Source organism: Actinosynnema sp. NPDC023794 (genome assembly GCF_040639675.1).
Lineage (GTDB): Bacteria > Actinomycetota > Actinomycetes > Mycobacteriales > Pseudonocardiaceae > Actinosynnema > Actinosynnema luteola.
On record NZ_JBFAFR010000001.1, the window covers coordinates 812890 to 830125 of the forward strand.

The window sequence follows — 17236 nt, forward strand, 5'->3', positions numbered from 1 at the left end:
GGAGATCGACATGACCGTCAACGCAGGCCCCGCACCCCGCACCCTGACCGACGACGAACTGGTGGACCTGCTCGACGCGCAGCGGTTCGGCGTGCTCGCCACCGTGAAGCGCAGCGGCCACCCCCACCTGTCCACCGTGCTCTACCAGTGGGACGCGAAGGAGCGGGTCATCCGGGTGTCGACCACCGCCGATCGCCTGAAGGCCCGCCAGATCCGGGCCGACCCGAAGGTCTCGCTGCACGTGAGCGGACCGGACGTGTGGTCGTTCGCGGTGGTGGAGGGGGATGCGGAACTGGTCGAGACGACGGACGGCCCGGACCTCGAACCGGACCGCCGCCTGACCATCACGTTCACCGCGACCCGCCTCTACGGCACCGCGCTGGACATCCCGAAGGCGGAACCCCGAAAGATCCGATCAACGGCGACACCGGATCTCCCTCACGCTCCGACCAACTCGGCGAGCGTGCCCGGCAGGCGGTCGAGCATGTCTTCCGAGCAGGTGACCCGGTAGTGCGGGACATGTCGCAGGACCAACGACTCACCGGAGCCCCGCACGTCGACCCGGTACGCGCGAAGCACGCCCGACGCCAGGTCGACCAGTCTTGGCCCGTAGGCGTCGAGGAGGTCGTACGACGCGGCGTCCAGCCACCCCGCGGAGTCGACCCGCTCGTACTCCAGCACACCGGCGATCGGTGTTTGCGCATAACTGACGAGCAGCCTTACCTGAGTGCGGCCCACGCAGGAGGTGCCGTTGGCCTTCGCCAGATCGGGGAGGCTGTAACGCCTGCGCGCTATCCCGTCCTGTTTGTCGACGCCGATCACGAGCGGCCGCAGCGGCAATCGGAGTCGTGCGCGCTCGGCCTCCGGACGAATCGCCACCAGAGCGGGAAACCCGACCGCGACAGGCTCCACACCGGGCAGCAGCACGCATTGGTCGTTGGCGACGAGGCCGAAACCCGCGGCCGCGCAAGCCCGGAGCACGGTGGTCTTCCCGCTCCCACGGGCACCGGTGAACAGCATCCCGCTACCTCGGTGGTCGACCGCGCCAGCGTGACAGTTCCGCCCCGAGGCCGACTCGACCAGGAAGACCTTGACGATCGCCCGCGCCACACCAATGACCGCGAAAACCGTTTCCTTCACGTCCTCCCCGACGGTCACGGTCACCACTTCGCGCTCGTACTCGAACGAGGGCTCCGGGCTGTTCCCGCGGAGCCGCCCGGGCACCGATCGCCTCCGCACCAAGACGATGGCGACCGAGTCCCGGCGGTCTTTTTCGGCCGTGGCGAGCCAGTAAGGCGACACCAGGTCGACCAGCAACTCCCGCTCAGCACCGGTGAGGTTCCTGACCGACACGGAGAACGGCACCAGGCCGTCGCCGAGACTCAAGCGCAGTTCCTGAGGCATCACTACACCGAGTAACGGTCGCCGTCGTCCGGCACTTGAACACCCGGCCAGTCGCCGCCGCGCACTTCATCGCTCACGTGGGTGGCCAGCACGCGCACATCCGGGAATCGCCGGGCCAGGTCGACCAGATCGGACACTCCCATGTGCCCCGCTCGACGCTCGATGAACGACGCGTCGAGCACCGCCGTGGAACATGCCCGCATGATGGTCTCGACCCCGTCGCACAGCTCGGAATCACCGGAGAACCCGGTGGTCGCATCGCCATCACCGACCAGGTACCCGAAAGCGGGGGTGGCGGTGTGCGCGACCGGGACAGCGCGCACGGTGTGGCCGCCCGAGGTGATCTCCCCGCCGTGGTCGGTCCACTCGTGGAACTTCACCCGCGAGTTCTTCCGGACCTTGTCCCAGGATTCGGGGTAAGCCAGCCTGAACAGCGTGTCGACCCGCTCCTCCAGTCCGCGTGGGCCAGCCAACAGGAAATCTTCGTCCCTCACCCGCCTGAGCCCGAGTTCGAGCAGCAGGAACACCACGTCGAAGTAGTGGTCAGCGTGGAAGTGGGTGATCAGGCAGGCATCGAGGGAGCCCGGCTCGACACCCTGACGTCGAAGCGTCTTGACCGCGCCGTTCGGTACGTCGACCAGGATCCGGTCGTTGACCAGCGCACACGCGCTGAGCGCCGAGGTGAGGATCGACCCCGTGCCGACAAGCCGCAACTCCATTAAATTTTCCGATCCGCGGTCAGGCGATCAAGGCCGCAACTATGTACACCTGTTGAACGACGAGGGCGAGCACGAACACGACGATCGCGGTGGAGAGCCACCGATGCGCCTTGCCGAGCGCATCGTACCGCATCCGCAGGTTCCGGGAAAGCTCCACCGCTTGTGCCGCGAGTTCCCGCGCGTAGTCCTCCTCGGACAGGTCGGCCACCTTCTCGTAAGCTTCGTCGGCGGTCAGCGCGACGAATGTCCCGAAAAACAGGAGGTGCTTTCGACTTCGCTTCGACCGCGTTTTCTTCGGCAACTTCTTGATGACGTTCAGCCCTTCCAGGAGTGCGAGCGCCGCGAGGCACAACGTCAGCAGACCGAGGCCACGGACCGGGATCGGAGTGGCCGGATTGGCCAGGAAGACCTGGATGACCAGCACCACGATGCCCGACGCCGCCGTCGCACAGATGGTCGACTTCGTGGTCAATTGATTCCGCCGGTGCTCGAACGTCTGCAACACCAGGAGCGCCGCTTGGACCGGGATCGCTGGCGCCGACCGGCTCTCCGGCTGCTCGTCCGGCAACCTCTGCCGTCGACGCTTGAACACCAGCACGTCATCCACCATTCGATCACGACGATCGCGGTCAGTCCGCGACGTCTACTGCGAGTTCGGCGAGCACAGTATCCACCAGCCTTCCCACCAGCACCGTATCGGAGCACCAATCGTCACTCGATCGACGGCTTCGATCGGGTTCCACCATCCGAGAGTGAGCGGCGACCCGGTAACGCACCAATACCTTCAGGCACACCGCGAGCTGGAAAACGTCCCATCGGTCCGAATGGCTTCCGCCCAGGAAATGCTCCTCTATCCTGCCGACCACATCCCTCCGACCGAGCACGAGCGCATCGGCGTACAAGGGGGCGAGTTCCGTGAAGTACGGGGCGACGCGGGCTCGCGGTTCGGTGAAGACCGGATCGATGATGGCGACGTGTCCGGGGAGCACGAAGACGTTCGCCGAATGCAGGTCGCCGTGGACGACCGGGGTCCAAGCCGCACCCGAGGACCGCATCGCCGAGGTGATTACCCGGCCCACTCGCCATACTCGTCCGGCAACTCGAGCGAGACGATCCTCGGCCAGCAGACGGGCCTGTTTGGCGATGTTCTCCACCATGCCGACGGCGACGACCTCCGCGGGCACCGGCGACGTTCCGACGCGCCGTTGGATCACATCGACGCGGTCGATCAGCCGATCGATGTGATCCAGCTCGACCGAAGTACCCGACAGCAGTGCCCACAGCGAGCACTTCTCGGGAAGCCTCTCCATTACGATGACGCCGAGCCGCTCGGACGCGCTGCCGAAGTGCTCCAACCGGCAATCCAGCATTCCGTGTCCGGCCAGCCACTCGAACCGCATGGCCGTGCGCTCGGGCGGCTCGCTGAGGAAGACCTTGACCACCCGCGACTCGGTGAAGAAGAGCACCGACGAGTGCCGTTCCACCACCTTCACGACCTGCTCGCCGGTGACGTCGCCCGCCGCTCGCTCGAAATTCTGGAAGCGATGCCCGTCAAGCATCGGCATAGGCATCGGCCTGCGCCTCGAACAGGCGCTCGGCTACTCCCTGGAGCTCGGCCACGTTGAACACGCTGCCGCGTCGCGTGATCCCGTCCGGCTCACCGCTGTAGAATCTGCCATCCCCCTTCACGATGCACAACGTGGTATTCGCGACGGTCCTGAGTTCGCGGATGTCGATCCCGAGCTCACCGCTTAGCCCGATCGTCTCGGCCATGACCTCGTCGACCACCTGCGGCTCCACCACCAGGCTCCGCCAGGTGGTTTTTGCCTGGCCGCGTCGAACCAACCGTTGCAATCGAACGTGCCGGACCCCGACGTCCGCGAGATAGCGCACGGTGCGCTCGACGCTGGGCAGGTTCCGCGAGGTAATCAGCACGCTCACCCGCACCCGGCACGCCGACCGCACCAGGTTCCCCAAGTTCTCGACCAGCACTTCGTACGGCACACCCGGCCGGCACTTGCGGAAGACGTCCGGGTCAACCGTGTCGAAGGACAGGTCGACCCAATCGAATGCCTCTCGCGTTTCCGCGGCGACCATGGGGAACATTCCGCTCGTCCGTAGCAGGGTGCCGCCGCCGTGCCGCCTGACGTAGGAGGCGAGTTCGTTGAGGTCCGGGCGGAGCAGCGGTTCGCCGCCGCCGAAACCGAACCGCATGGTCCCGTGCCGGAGCAGGGCCGCGAGAACACTCCTGAGCACCTCGGTCGGCCAGTCTTGATCGTGATCCTCGATCAAGCAGTAGGGACATTTTCCAGGACACTTGTTAGTCGGCTCGAAGCACACGCTGAGCACCCGCGGGCGACTGCCTCCGCCAAGGACGACCCGGTCTCGATTGGCAACGTAGGCGGAACCGGAGCCCACCGTCTCGAGATAATCGACAGATTCCATGCGCCAGTCCCCTCCGAAAGCTTCACGCGATTCACAAAGAGGAAATATCCACCGTACTCGACCTGCTCCGCGAACAACAGGACTGAACGGCGGAAGCATCGGCCCCGCGTCAGCCGACGGATTTACGCAGTCGGTCACCGTGCGCTGTTTCGCGGTCACAGCGAATGCGCCTATGCACGTCGGGACCACGTGAGGAGCGCCACGGGCGCAGGCCGGAACTGCGCGGCACTGGGAGGTAGGATCGTTACGCTGGCTAAAGAACCTACGTCGCGCGGTCACTGTCGACTCGGGACAGCTGACAGGAGCGACGCATGACGGCGACCGTCGAGTCCGCGCTGACTCGTCGTGGCAAGGGCGGCGGGGCGGCGATGTCCGCCCTCGCGCTGGGCGGGTTCGCCATCGGGACGACCGAGTTCGCCACCATGGGCCTGCTGCCGCAGATGGCCGCCACGTTCGACATCTCCATCCCCACCGCCGGGCACGCGATCAGCCTGTACGCGCTCGGCGTGGTGGTCGGCGCGCCGCTCATCGCCGGGCTGGCCGCGAAGCTGCCGCGCAAGGGGCTCCTGATCGGACTGACACTGGCCCTGGCGCTGGGCAACGGCTTGTCCGCCATCGCGCCGAACGCCGCCCTGCTGATGACCGCGCGGTTCGTGGCCGGGCTGCCGCACGGCGCGTACTTCGGCATCGCGGCCGTCGTCGCGACCACCCTCGTGCCACCGGAGCGGCGTGGCACGGCGGTCGCCCGCATCATGGTCGGCCTGACCGTGGCGAACCTGGTCGGCGTGCCGGTCGCCACCGCCGCCGGTCAGCAGATCGGGTGGCGGGTCGCATACCTCGCGGTGGCCGTGATCGCGGTCGCGACGGCGTTGGCGGTGGCCAGGTGGCTGCCGCGGGCGCCGGCGCCGCGGGACGCGAGCGTGGCCGCCGAGCTGAGCGCGTTCCGCCGGCCGCAGGTGTGGTTCGCGCTGCTCACCGGCATGATCGGGTTCGGCGGCATGTTCGCCGTCTACTCCTACATCTCGCCGATCACCACCGAGGTGACCGCGCTGTCCTCGTCCGCGGTGCCGTGGGTGCTGGCGGTGTTCGGGCTCGGCATGACGATCGGCGCCACGGTCGGCGGCCGGTTCGTCGACCGCTCGGTCATGGGCACGGTCTTCGGCTCGCTGATCGCGGTGACGGGCGTGCTCGTGGTGTTCGCGCTGACCGCGACCTCGCCGGTGATGGCGTTCGCGACCGTGTTCCTGATCGGGCTCGTGTCGCAGGTGCTGGCCTCGGCGTTGCAGGTGCGGCTGATGGACGCCTCCCCGGACGCGCCGTCGCTGGCGTCGTCGTCCAACCACTCGGCGTTGAACATCGCCAACGGCGCGGGCGCGTGGCTCGGCGGCCTGGCGATCGGCGCGGGCTGGGGCTACACCTCCACGGCGTGGGTCGGGGTGGCGTTGAGCCTGGCCGGGCTGGCGGTGGCCGCCCTGTCGGTCCTGGTCGGCCGCCCCCGCGTGCCCGCCTAGGCCGCCCTGCCACCGCCCGGCGGTCGCCTGCCGGGCCGCGTCCCACGCCGCGGTCGCCGGGGGCCGCTCGCCCGCCGGGCGGGATGGCTCGGTCGGTGTCCGTTCGTCCGGGCTCGGTCCGGTGCGAGCCGGTCAAGAGGCACTCGCCCTGCGGGGAGGGCTGCGTGGGGCCAAATCAGCCCGCCGTCTCGGCCAAGGACCCATGCGGGCGGCGGTCGCCCGCCGCCCGCGTGGCTCAGCCCTCCCCCAGCACCTCGCGCAGCCGGACCGCGAACCGGTCCGGGTCCTCGACGAAGCCGATGTGACCGCCGGGGAACCTGGTCGGCTCGATGCCGAGAACGGCGGCCAGCGCCTCCGACGTGCGCTCGCACAGCTCGCCACCCGAGTCCTCGCCGATGCCGACCACGATCCGGCTCGGCACCGAGCGCAGCACCTCCGAATCGGGCACCCACTCGACGGTCGGCCGCAGCATGTGCTCGTACTGGAACCGCTCGTCGGCGAGGTCCTGCGGGTCGCGCTCGCCGCCGAACATGTGCTCGATCACCTCGTCGGGCACGTGGATGTTCGCGATGGCCATGAACTGCCGCCACGCCCCGAGCGCGTCGCCGGACAGGTAGGTGGCGACCATCTCGTCGGTCCGCCGCAGCAGGTCCTCCCGGTCCGGCACGAGCTGGTCGAGCGGCGGCTCGTGGGCGATCACGGTGTGCGCCAGCTCGGGGTTCGCCTGCGCGAGCGCCAGCACGCTGACCGCGCCGCCGCTGGAACCGAGGACGGTCGCCGGGCCCGCGTCCAGGTGCCGGATGAGCCTGGCCAGGTCGTCGGCGCGCAGCTCCGGCGTCGCGTCGCGGTCCGGGTCGTCCACCTTGCTGCGGTTGATGCCGCGCGGGTCCGTGGTGAGCACGGTGTGGTCGGCGGCGAGCAGGTCGGCCAGCGGCTCGAACGACCTGGCGTCCATCGGCGCGCCGACGAGCACGACCAGCGGTCCGCGGCCACGCACCTCGTAGTGCAGCAGCGCGTCGGGCACCCGCAGGGTGTCGGTGGTGGCGGTCTTGGTCATCGCGGATCCTCCTGGAACTCCTCTGAAGTGCTCGTTCGCCGGTAGTGACCGTCCGGGTGGGGCAGAATCGTCGCTCGTGGACGAAGTTCTTCCGACGAGTTCCGCGACCGGTGTCGAGGAGCCCGACCTGGCGCGGGCCCGGGCGGGCGACGGTGAGGCGTTCACCCGCCTGGTCGAACCGCTGCGCCGGGAGCTGCACGCCCACTGCTACCGCATGCTCGGCTCCACCCACGACGCCGACGACGCCCTCCAGGACGCCCTGCTGCGGGCCTGGCGCGCGCTCGGCCGCTTCGAGGGGCGCAGCTCGCTGCGCTCGTGGCTGTACACAGTGGCCACCCGCACGTGCCTGGACACCGCGGAGAGCCGTGGCCGGCGGGCGCTGCCGGTGGACCTCGGACCGGCCAGCGAACGCGCGGTGCTCGACAACCCGCCCGTGACCGACGTCGCCTGGCTCGGGCCGTACCCGGACGAGGGTTGGGGCGACAGCGGGCCGGCCGGGCGCTACGCGCAGCGCGAGGCCGTCGAACTGGCCTTCGTCGCGGCCCTGCAACACCTGCCGGGCAACCAGCGGGCGGCGTTGCTGCTGTTCGAGGTGCTCGGCTTCTCGGCGGCCGAGATCGCCGCCATGATGAACACCTCGGCCACGTCGGTGAACTCCGCGCTGGCCCGTGCCCGCCGGGTGGTCGCCGAGAAGGTGCCCGCGCGCACGCAGCAGCAGGCGTTGCGGCTGATCGACGACGCGCGGCTGCGGCAGGTCGTGGCCGACTACGCCGGCGCGCTGGAACGCGGCGACGCCGACACCATGGTCGCGCTGCTGACCGAGGACGTCACCTGGTCGATGCCGCCGTTCCGGCACTGGTACCACGGCATCGAGGCGGTCAGCGACTTCGTCGCACGGGTGCCGATGGGCGACTGCCCGCCGTGGCGGCACCTGACGACCGGCGCCAACGGCCAGCCCGCCGTCGCCTGCTACCTGTGGGACGACGGCGCCGGCGCGTACGCGGCGTGGGCGATCAACGTGCTCACACTGCGCGGCGACCTGATCCGGGAGGTCACGTCGTTCATCGGCGCGGAGCACTTCCCGGCGTTCGGCCTGCCCGCCTCACTGCCCTGACCTCACCAGCCGGCGGCGCGCACGACCTCGTGCGCGATCTCCTCGACGGACCTGCCGTCCGTCGCGACGCGGACGGTGCCGGGAGGCGCGTCCTCGGCCAGCCGGCGTGCCATCGCCAGGCTCCGCTCGATGTGCGGCGCGAGCTGCGAGCCGATCTCGCGGCGGGCGAGGCGTTCCCGGATCGTCGCCTCCGACGCGGTGAGCAGCACGAGGGTGGAGCGGACGTCCCCCTCGCCCAGGGCACGCCGGATCATCGGCTCCTCCAGCACGCTCACCGTGTTCGTGTAGACGAGCCGGTGCTGACCGAGCGCGGCGTAGTTGGCCCACACGGCGGCCAGGTTGCGCTCGGTGATCCCGGTCCGGTGCGGGTCGTCGGCCGGGGCCGGGTGGACCTGGTCCAGGAAGTCGCCCTCCACCAGGCAGTGCGCCGTCCCCCGCCCCTGGAGCACCTGGGAGACCTCCCACCCGACGGTCGACTTCCCCACGCCGGCGCCGCCGCCGATCAGCATCAGCTCACGCGTGATCACGTCGGCCAGACTGGCACGATCCCGGGCCGCGTGACACCGGGTTTCCACCTGCTGCACGCACCGTCATGTGGCACGATCGCGCACGTGACCAGCACCTCCGCCGCGACACAGCACCTGCGCGACCTCGCCCGGTTGCGACGCGTCCGCGACCGGATGGACCGCGAGTACGCGCAGCCGCTGGACGTGGAGGCGCTCGCCCGCGGGGTGAACATGTCGGCCGGGCACCTCAGCCGCCAGTTCCGGCGCGCCTACGGTGAGTCACCGTACTCCTACCTGATGACGCGGCGCATCGAGCGCGCGATGGCGTTGCTGCGGCGGGGCGACCTCAGCGTCACGGAGGTCTGCTTCGCGGTCGGCTGCTCGTCGCTCGGCACGTTCAGCACCCGGTTCACCGAGCTGGTCGGCGTGCCGCCGAGCGAGTACCGGCGCGAGGCGACCGGCGAGACGGTCGGCATGCCCGCGTGCGTGGCCAAGCAGGTCACCAGACCGGTCAGGAATCGAGAAGCGTCCGCTTCGGACCCCACCTAGCGTGATCGCCATGGACATCAGCATTCACCAGACCTTCCTCCCGCAGGACGACCCGGACGCCGCGCTCGCCTTCTACCGCGACACCCTCGGCTTCGAGGTCCGCAACGACGTCGGCTACGAGGGCATGCGCTGGATCACGGTCGGTCCCGTCGGCCGGCCCGACACGTCCATCGTGCTGCACCCGCCGGCCGCCGACCCCGGCGTCACCGACGAGGAGCGCCGCACCATCGTCGAGATGATGGCCAAGGGCACCTACGCCGGGATCAACCTGGCCACCAAGGACCTCGACGGCACGTTCGACAAGCTGCAGGCCGACGGCGCCGAGGTCGTCCAGGAGCCGACCGAGCACCCCTACGGCGTGCGCGACTGCGCGTTCCGCGACCCGGCGGGCAACCTGATCCGCATCCAGCAGCTGCGCTGACCCGCACGTCCCAGCGAGTGCCGCCCCGCTCCGACGTCCGCAGGAGCGGGGTGACCGCACACCCCCGCCTACGCGCCCGGCACAACCCGATGGAGACACGATGAGCAAGGCCACCAGGACGCAAGCGCAGTCGCCCGAGCCGTTCCTCGCCGACCGCCACGACCTGATCCGCGTGCAGGGCGCGCGCGTGAACAACCTCAAGGACATCAGCGTCGAGATCCCGAAACGCCGGCTGACGGTGTTCACCGGCGTGTCCGGCTCGGGCAAGAGCTCGCTGGTGTTCGGCACGATCGCCGCCGAGTCGCAGCGGATGATCAACGAGACCTACAGCGCGTTCGTGCAGGGCTTCATGCCCACGCTGGCCCGGCCCGAGGTCGACGTGCTCGAAGGGCTGACGACGGCGATCATCGTGGACCAGGAGCGGCTCGGCGCCAACCCGCGCTCGACGGTCGGCACGGTCACCGACGCCAACGCCATGCTGCGGATCCTGTTCAGCAGGCTCGGCACGCCGCACATCGGCCCGCCCAACGCGTACGCGTTCAACGTGCCGTCGGTGAAGGCCAGCGGCGCGATCACGGTCGAGCGCGGCGGCAAGACCAAGGCCGAGAAGGCGACGTTCAACCGCCTCGGCGGCATGTGCCCTCGCTGCGAGGGCATGGGCGCGGTCAACGACTTCGACCTGACCGCGCTGTACGACGACACCAAGTCGCTCAACGACGGCGCGCTCACCATCCCCGGCTACAGCATGGACGGCTGGTACGGCCGCATCTACCGCGGCTGCGGGTTCTTCGACCCGGACAAGCCGATCCGCAAGTACAACAAGAGGGAACTGCACGACCTGCTCCACAAGGAGCCGACCAAGATCAAGGTCGACGGGATCAACCTGACCTACTCCGGCCTTATCCCGCAGATCCAGAAGTCGTACCTGTCCAAGGACGTCGACGCGATGCAGCCGCACATCCGGGCGTTCGTGGAGCGGGCGGTGACGTTCACGACGTGCCCCGAGTGCGACGGCACGCGCCTGGCCAAGGAGGCGCTGGCGTCGAAGATCAAGGGCCGCAACATCGCGGACCTGTGCCGGATGCAGATCAGCGACCTGGCGGACTGGGTGCGCGACCTCGACGAGCCGTCGGTGGCGCCGCTGCTCGTGAACCTGCGGCGGGCGCTGGACTCGTTCGTGGACATCGGACTCGGGTACCTCTCGCTCGACCGGCCGTCGGGCACGCTGTCCGGCGGCGAGGCGCAGCGCACCAAGATGATCCGGCACCTCGGCTCGTCGCTCACCGACGTCACCTACGTCTTCGACGAGCCCACCATCGGCCTGCACCCCCACGACATCGAGCGGATGAACGCCCTGCTGCTCCGGCTGCGGGACAAGGGCAACACCGTGCTCGTGGTCGAGCACAAGCCCGAGGTGATCGCGATCGCCGACCACGTGGTCGACCTCGGGCCCAAGGCGGGCACGGGCGGCGGCGAGGTGGTGTTCGAGGGCACGGTCGAAGGGCTGCGCGCCACCGACACCCTCACCGGGCGGCACCTGGACGACCGGGCGTCGTTGAAGGACTCGGTGCGGACGCCGTCGGGTGCGCTGGAGGTGCGCGGCGCCGACACCCACAACCTGCGCGACGTGGACGTGGACATCCCGCTCGGCGTGCTCTGCGTGCTCACGGGTGTCGCCGGGTCCGGCAAGAGCTCCCTGGTGCACGGCTCCGTGGCCGGCCGCGAGGGCGTGGTGGTGATCGACCAGGGCGCGATCCGCGGCTCGCGGCGCAGCAACCCGGCGACGTACACCGGCCTGCTCGAACCGATCCGCAAGGCGTTCGCCAAGGCCAACGGCGTGAAGCCGGCGTTGTTCAGCTCGAACTCCGAGGGTGCCTGCCCCACGTGCAACGGCGCCGGCGTGATCTACACCGAACTGGGCGTGATGGCGACCGTCGAGTCCACGTGCGAGGACTGCGAGGGCAAGCGGTTCCAGGCGTCGGTGCTGGAGTACACGTTGGGCGGCAAGAACATCGCAGAGGTGCTCGCGATGTCCGCGATCGAGGCGGAGGCGTTCTTCGAGACGGGCGACGGGCGCGTGCCGGCCGCGCACAAGATCCTCGACCGGCTCGTGGACGTCGGCCTCGGCTACCTGTCGCTGGGTCAGCCGCTGACCACGCTCTCCGGCGGTGAGCGGCAGCGGCTGAAGCTGGCTGCCCAGATGGCAGAGAAGGGCGAGGTCTACATCCTCGACGAGCCGACGACGGGCCTGCACCTGGCCGACGTCGAGCAGCTGCTCGGCCTGCTCGACCGGCTGGTCGACTCCGGCAAGTCGGTCATCGTGATCGAGCACCACCAGGCGGTCATGGCGCACGCGGACTGGATCATCGACCTCGGTCCCGGCGCGGGCCACGACGGCGGCCGGATCGTCTTCGAGGGCACCCCGGCCGACCTCGTCGCCAAGCAGTCCACCCTGACCGGCGAACACCTCGCCGCCTACGTCTCCTGACCAACCCGCGAGAGTCCTACCTCCAGCACGCGAGAGTCCTACGTCCAGGAGCCCTGAGTTCAACGCTCAGCGCACGGAGCCGGGTGAGGCACCTGGCTCCGAGCGTTGAATTCAGGGTGTCCGAACGTAGGACTCTCGCGGCGTGAACGTAGGACTCTCGCGGGTCAGGAGCTGGGGGTGAGGCGCACGGCGGTCCACGAGACGGGCGGCAGCACGACGTGCAGCTCGCCGTCGGTCACGGTGGCGGTCTGCGGCTTCGGCACCACGCGGTCCGGGTCGGTCTCGGTGTTGGTGGCCGAGCCGTCCGGGTCGTGCACGGTCCACGCCTCGGCCACCTCGACGTCGCCGAACGCGGCCAGCGCGACCTTCAGGTCGACCGGCTCGGACCGGTGCCGGTTGACCACGAACACCACCGTGTCGCCGGTCTCCTCGTCGTGCGTGGCGACCGAGTCGACCACCGGCACGTCACCGAAGCGCTTCGTCGGGTACGTCGGCGAGGACGTCTCCACCCGCAGCACCTGGCCCCGCGCCAACCGCGACGTCAGCGCGAACGGGTGGAAGGTCGTCTGCCGCCACGCCGGGCCGCCCGGCTCGCTGCGGATCGGCGCGATCACGTTCACCAGCTGCGCCTGGCACGCCACGGCCACCCGGTCGCTGTGCCGCAGCAGCGAGATCAGCAGGTTGCCGACGACCACGGCGTCGGTGACGTCGTACTGGTCCTCGATGACCCGCGGCGCGACCTCCCACTCCGTGCGCGGCTCCGCCTGGAACCGCTTCATGTACCAGACGTTCCACTCGTCGAACGAGAGCGTGATCTTCTTCTTGCTCTTGAGCCGCGCGCCGACCGCGTCCGCGGTGGCCACCACGCTGTCGATGAAGTGGTCCATGTCCGCCGCGGAGGCGAGGAAGCTGTCCACGTCGCCGTCGATGACCTCGTAGTAGGCGTGCAGCGAGATGTGGTCCACCTCGTCGTACGCCAGCTCCAGCACCGTGGACTCCCACTCGCCGAACGTCGGCATGGACGAGCTGGAGCTGCCGCACGCCACCAGTTCCAGGTCCGGCTCGGCCTGCCGCAGCGCGCGGGCCGTCTCGGCGGCCAGCCGGCCGTACTCGTGCGCGGTCTTGTGGCCGAGCTGCCAGGGGCCGTCGAGCTCGTTGCCGAGGCACCACAGCTTCACGCCGTGCGGCTTCTCGGAGCCGTTCTCGCGGCGCAGGTCGGACAGGTGCGTGCCGCCGTCGTGGTTCATGTACTCGTGCACGTCGAGCGCCTCGGCGACACCTCGCGTGCCGAGGTTCACCGCGTACATGACCTCGACGTCGGCCTTGCGCGCCCACCGGACGAACTCGTCGACGCCGACCTCGTTGGTCTCGATGCTGTGCCAGGCGAGTTCACGGCGCACGGGCCGCTGCGAGGCGGGGCCGACGCCGTCCTCCCAGCGGTAGCCGGAGACGAAGTTGCCGCCGGGGTAGCGGACCAGCTCGACCCCCATCTCACGGGTCAGCTCCAGCACGTCGCCCCGGAAACCGTCCTCGTCGGCGGTCGGGTGGCCGGGTTCGTAGATACCGGTGTAGACGCAGCGGCCCATGTGCTCGACGAACGACCCGAAGAGCCGGCGTCGCACGGGCGCGATGACGTAGTCGGGGTTGAGGGCAAGAGAGGCGTTGAGCACGATGCTCCTACTTCAGGGCGCCTGCCGTCGCACCGCTGCGCCAGAAGCGCTGCAGCAGGACGAAGGCGACGATGAGCGGGACGATGGCCAGCAGTGAGCCGGTCACCACGAGGTTGAACAGCATCCGGGTGCCTGCCTCCTGCTGCGCGGTGTTGAACCAGGTGGTCAGGCCGACGGTCAGCGGGTACAGGTCGGAGTCGCTGAGCATCACCAGCGGCAGGAAGTAGTTGTTCCAGGTGGCGACCAGGGTGAACAGGAAGACGGTGACGATGGCCGGCCGCATCATCGGCACCACGATCTGCCAGAAGATGCGCAGCTCGCCCGCACGGTCGATGCGGGCGGAGTCGATCAGCTCCACCGGCACGCTCTCGTCCACGTAGACGCGGATCAGGTACGCGCCGAACGGGCTGAGCAGCGACGGCAGGATGACCGCCCAGATCGTGTCGACGAGTTCCACTTCGGACAGGATAAGGTAGGTCGGCAGCACCAGCGCGGTGGCGGGCACCATGATCATGCCCAGCAGCGCCGTCTCGAACAGCCTCTTGCCCGGGAACCGGAACCGGGCCAGGCCGTAGCCCGCCGCCGCCGCCAGGGCCGTCGCGCCCACCGCGCTCAGGCCCGAGTACAGCGCCGTGTTGACCAACCACTTGCCGTACGCGCCGTCGTCCTCGCGGAACAGCAGCCCGATGTTCTCGAACAGGTTGAACTCGGCGAACCACAGCGCGGGGCTGTCGAGCAGGTCCGGCTGGCTCTTGGTGGCCGCGACGACCACCCACAGCAGCGGGACGAGGAAGTACAGGATGCCCACGCCCATCAACAGGTGCGGGAGCCGGGTCTTCACCTTCATGCGCGCTTCCCCCGCCGGCGGTTGTTGACGAACACGAACGCGTAGGCCACCACGAACACCAGGAAGCCGAGCGCGAAGGACAGCGCGGCGGAGTAGTGGAAGTCCGAGTAGGCGAACGCCTGGTTGTAGGCGTAGAGGTTCGGCGTGTACCCGGCCGAGATCTGCGGCGCGAACCGGGCCATGATCTGCGGTTCGGTGAAGAACTGCATGGTGCCGATGACGGTGAAGATCGCGGCCAGCGAGATGGCCTGCTTGATCGCGGGCACCTTGACCCGCAACGCGATCTGCACCGGCGTGGCGCCGTCGATCACCGCGGCCTCGTACATCTCCCGCGGCACGCCCTGCAACGCCGAGTACAGGATGATCATGTTGTAGCCGGTCCACGCCCACGTCACGATGTTGCCCAGCGACACCAGCAGCAACGAGACGCTGAAGAAGTCGATCGGGTCGCCGCCCACCAGCGTCGGCAGGTCGGCGAACGGGCCGAACGTGCGGCTGTAGAGGAAGCCCCACATGAGCGCGCCGACGACGGCGGGCACGGCGTAGGGCATGAACGCGATGAGCCGGAACGCCACGGCGAACTTCGTGGTCACGGCGTCCAGCACGAGCGCGCCCGCCAACGCGATGCCGAGCATGATCGGGATCTGCACGAGTCCGAACAGGACGACCCGCAGCAGGCCGTCCAGCAGCAACGGGTCGGTGAACGCGCGCACGTAGTTGTCGAGGCCGGTGAACCGGGTGCCGAGGGCGAGGCTCTTGCTGGACAGGCTGAGCCAGAACGCGTAGCCCAGCGGCACGACCAGGAACGTGACGACGACTAGGAAGAACGGCAGGACGAACAGCATCCCGGCCACCGGGTGCGCGGTGACCCGGCGCGACCGCCGCCGCGCACGGGATTCGACCGGTGCGGCCGGTGGGTCGTCGACCTCGGGCGCCGCGATCGGGGTGGACCGCGTCACGGTGAACCTCCTGACTTGGCCTGGGCCCGCCGCGGCGTCGAACTCGCCGCGGCGGACCGCCGGAGCGCTACTTGCTGACCTTGAAGCCCTGCTGCTCGGCGTACGCGACGACGTTCTTCTGCGTCTCCTCCAACACCGTGCCCCACGGCCTGCTGCCCGACATGGCCTCGGCGCTGCGGTCGTTCAGCTCGCCGTACACGAAGTCCTGGAACGGCGTGAACTGGAAGTCGCCCAGCTTCTCCGACACCGGCACGAAGATCTCGTTCACCTTCTGGCCGTTGAAGAAGTCGTAGGCCTTGCCGGTGAACGCCGGGTCCGCCGCGACGTCCTTGACCAGCGGGTAGAGGAACGCCTTGTCCAGGCCGATCTGCCAGGCCGCGTCGGACTTGCCGAACAGCTCGCGCGCCACGGTGGTGGCGGCCTTCGGGTTCTTGGCCTGCTTGGTCACGGTGAACGTGGAGCCGCCCCAGTCGCCCTGCTCGTCCGCGCCCGCGGTCCACTGCGGCATCGGCGCGACCGCCCACTTGCCCGCGGTGTTCTTCAGCGAGCCCGCCAGGTAGCCGGGCGTCCAGCCGGCCGCGGCCCACGTCCAGTACTTGCCGGAGTCCAGCGCGGCGGTGGCGTCGGCGGTGAAGAACGGGTCCTTGGCCATGAGGCCCTTGTCGACCAGGTCACCGACCAGGTCGACCACCCGCTCGCACTCCGGCGCGGTCAGGTTGATCTTCACCTGGTCCTTGGCGGTCGTGTGCGAGTAGCCGTACGGGCGGCAGCCGGACTGCCACATCAGGCCGTTGAGCCAGCCGCCGTCGCTGCCGAAGCTCGCGATGTGCGCGTTCGGGTCGATCGCCTTGATCTTCACGGCCGCCTCGGCGTACTCGGCCCACGTGGTCGGCACTCCGATGCCGTGCTGGTCGAACAGGTCCTTGCGGTACATCAACGCCATCGGGCCGCCGTCGACCGGGATCGCGTAGACCTTCTCGCCGTCGGTGGCCTGCTCCCACGCCCAGTCGGCGTACAGGTCCTTGTCCTCGTTGGCGCCGTGCTCGCCCATGTCCGCCAGGGCGTCGAGGATGATGAACGTGGGGATCTGCTGGAACTCCACCATCGCCACGTCCGGCGCGCCCTTGCCCGCGGTGATCGCGGTCTTCAGCTTGGCGTAGTGGTCCGCCCCGGTGCCGGCGTTGGTCCACTCGACCTTGATGTCGGGGTGGCTGGCGTTGAACGCCTCGACCACCCCCTTGAACTCCGGGTACCAGGCCCAGACGGACACCGTCACGGGTCCGCCGTCGTCGCCGCCGGCCCCGCCGCACGCGGCCACGGCGAGCAGGCCGCAGGCGGCGAGCCCTCCTCGGAGTTTCGCCAACCATGTGGTGCCGAGCATGAGTGCGCCTTTCCGTCGCGGCATGCGTCAGTGCATGCGCGACCGCGATCACGGTGCGTGAGCGAGACGTACAAGGTGTGTGTCGACCCCGTGAGGCGCGAGGTGACGCCCTGGGGTCGTGGGTCCGGGTGTCGCGCCACGGCCGGCGGGTTCAGGGAACCGACC

Annotated in this window: 17 protein-coding genes; 6 read left to right on the forward strand and 11 right to left on the reverse strand. The window is 69.4% G+C overall.

What is annotated here, in order from left to right; translation table 11 throughout:
• The first annotated feature begins 10 nt into the window (after nucleotides 1-10).
• Nucleotides 11-511, forward strand: a complete 501-nt coding sequence (locus AB0H12_RS03640; protein ID WP_499620546.1) for a pyridoxamine 5'-phosphate oxidase family protein — start codon at nucleotides 11-13, stop codon at nucleotides 509-511.
• Here the strand turns inward: AB0H12_RS03640 and AB0H12_RS03645 are convergent.
• The 5 genes from AB0H12_RS03645 to AB0H12_RS03665 are packed head-to-tail and all read right to left on the reverse strand — an operon-like array spanning nucleotide 439 to nucleotide 4568.
• Nucleotides 439-1404: a P-loop NTPase family protein gene (locus AB0H12_RS03645; protein WP_499620548.1), complete on the reverse strand. Its 966-nt coding sequence runs from the start codon at nucleotides 1402-1404 to the stop codon at nucleotides 439-441. The genes AB0H12_RS03640 and AB0H12_RS03645 overlap by 73 nt on opposite strands.
• Before the next feature lie 2 nt (nucleotides 1405-1406).
• A complete protein-coding gene (locus AB0H12_RS03650) occupies nucleotides 1407-2117 on the reverse strand; it encodes an MBL fold metallo-hydrolase (protein ID WP_499620549.1) in 711 nt (236 codons plus the stop codon).
• A 25-nt stretch (nucleotides 2118-2142) separates the two neighbouring features.
• Nucleotides 2143-2721 carry a Pycsar system effector family protein gene (locus AB0H12_RS03655; RefSeq protein WP_499620550.1) on the reverse strand — a complete coding sequence of 193 codons (579 nt, stop codon included), beginning with the start codon at nucleotides 2719-2721 and terminating at the stop codon, nucleotides 2143-2145.
• 31 nt (nucleotides 2722-2752) lie between these two features.
• Nucleotides 2753-3688 carry a hypothetical protein gene (locus AB0H12_RS03660; protein WP_499620551.1) on the reverse strand — a complete coding sequence of 312 codons (936 nt, stop codon included), beginning with the start codon at nucleotides 3686-3688 and terminating at the stop codon, nucleotides 2753-2755.
• Entirely contained in the window at nucleotides 3675-4568 is an 894-nt protein-coding gene (locus AB0H12_RS03665) for a radical SAM protein (protein WP_499620552.1), read from the reverse strand. Before AB0H12_RS03665 ends, AB0H12_RS03660 begins: the two co-directional genes overlap by 14 nt.
• Before the next feature lie 311 nt (nucleotides 4569-4879).
• Here AB0H12_RS03665 and AB0H12_RS03670 point away from each other — a divergent pair, with 311 nt between their 5' ends.
• Nucleotides 4880-6079 (forward strand): MFS transporter, encoded by a 1200-nt coding sequence (locus AB0H12_RS03670; RefSeq protein ID WP_499620553.1) that lies wholly within the window; start codon nucleotides 4880-4882, stop codon nucleotides 6077-6079.
• Between the two features lie 235 nt (nucleotides 6080-6314).
• On the opposite strand, the gene AB0H12_RS03675 is transcribed toward AB0H12_RS03670, so the two are convergent.
• Nucleotides 6315-7136: an alpha/beta fold hydrolase gene (locus AB0H12_RS03675; protein ID WP_499620554.1), complete on the reverse strand. Its 822-nt coding sequence runs from the start codon at nucleotides 7134-7136 to the stop codon at nucleotides 6315-6317.
• 76 nt (nucleotides 7137-7212) lie between these two features.
• On the opposite strand from AB0H12_RS03675, the gene AB0H12_RS03680 reads away from it, so the two are divergent.
• Nucleotides 7213-8250: a sigma-70 family RNA polymerase sigma factor gene (locus AB0H12_RS03680; protein WP_499620555.1), complete on the forward strand. Its 1038-nt coding sequence runs from the start codon at nucleotides 7213-7215 to the stop codon at nucleotides 8248-8250.
• Nucleotides 8251-8252: 2 nt separating this feature from the next.
• Here AB0H12_RS03680 and AB0H12_RS03685 read toward each other — a convergent pair whose 3' ends face one another.
• Nucleotides 8253-8777 carry an AAA family ATPase gene (locus AB0H12_RS03685; RefSeq protein WP_499620556.1) on the reverse strand — a complete coding sequence of 175 codons (525 nt, stop codon included), beginning with the start codon at nucleotides 8775-8777 and terminating at the stop codon, nucleotides 8253-8255.
• A gap of 84 nt (nucleotides 8778-8861) precedes the next feature.
• On the opposite strand from AB0H12_RS03685, the gene AB0H12_RS03690 reads away from it, so the two are divergent.
• The 3 genes from AB0H12_RS03690 to AB0H12_RS03700 all read left to right on the forward strand — a co-directional run bounded on the left by AB0H12_RS03690 (nucleotide 8862) and on the right by AB0H12_RS03700 (nucleotide 12214).
• Nucleotides 8862-9305 carry a helix-turn-helix transcriptional regulator gene (locus AB0H12_RS03690; protein ID WP_499620557.1) on the forward strand — a complete coding sequence of 148 codons (444 nt, stop codon included), beginning with the start codon at nucleotides 8862-8864 and terminating at the stop codon, nucleotides 9303-9305.
• 10 nt (nucleotides 9306-9315) lie between these two features.
• The gene (locus AB0H12_RS03695) at nucleotides 9316-9726 is read left to right on the forward strand and encodes a VOC family protein (RefSeq protein WP_499620558.1); all 411 of its coding nucleotides are present in this window, start codon (nucleotides 9316-9318) and stop codon (nucleotides 9724-9726) included.
• A 100-nt stretch (nucleotides 9727-9826) separates the two neighbouring features.
• Nucleotides 9827-12214, forward strand: a complete 2388-nt coding sequence (locus AB0H12_RS03700) for an ATP-binding cassette domain-containing protein (RefSeq protein ID WP_499620559.1) — start codon at nucleotides 9827-9829, stop codon at nucleotides 12212-12214.
• Between the two features lie 164 nt (nucleotides 12215-12378).
• On the opposite strand, the gene arfA is transcribed toward AB0H12_RS03700, so the two are convergent.
• The 4 genes from arfA to AB0H12_RS03720 form a co-directional block, all read right to left on the reverse strand.
• Nucleotides 12379-13884 carry an arabinosylfuranosidase ArfA gene (gene arfA / locus AB0H12_RS03705; RefSeq protein WP_499620560.1) on the reverse strand — a complete coding sequence of 502 codons (1506 nt, stop codon included), beginning with the start codon at nucleotides 13882-13884 and terminating at the stop codon, nucleotides 12379-12381.
• Between the two features lie 7 nt (nucleotides 13885-13891).
• Nucleotides 13892-14731 carry a carbohydrate ABC transporter permease gene (locus AB0H12_RS03710; RefSeq protein WP_499620561.1) on the reverse strand — a complete coding sequence of 280 codons (840 nt, stop codon included), beginning with the start codon at nucleotides 14729-14731 and terminating at the stop codon, nucleotides 13892-13894.
• Entirely contained in the window at nucleotides 14728-15690 is a 963-nt protein-coding gene (locus AB0H12_RS03715) for a carbohydrate ABC transporter permease (RefSeq protein WP_499620563.1), read from the reverse strand. The genes AB0H12_RS03710 and AB0H12_RS03715 overlap by 4 nt, the downstream gene beginning before the upstream one ends.
• A gap of 67 nt (nucleotides 15691-15757) precedes the next feature.
• Nucleotides 15758-17071 (reverse strand): ABC transporter substrate-binding protein, encoded by a 1314-nt coding sequence (locus tag AB0H12_RS03720; RefSeq protein ID WP_499620565.1) that lies wholly within the window; start codon nucleotides 17069-17071, stop codon nucleotides 15758-15760.
• Nucleotides 17072-17236 lie beyond the last annotated feature (165 nt).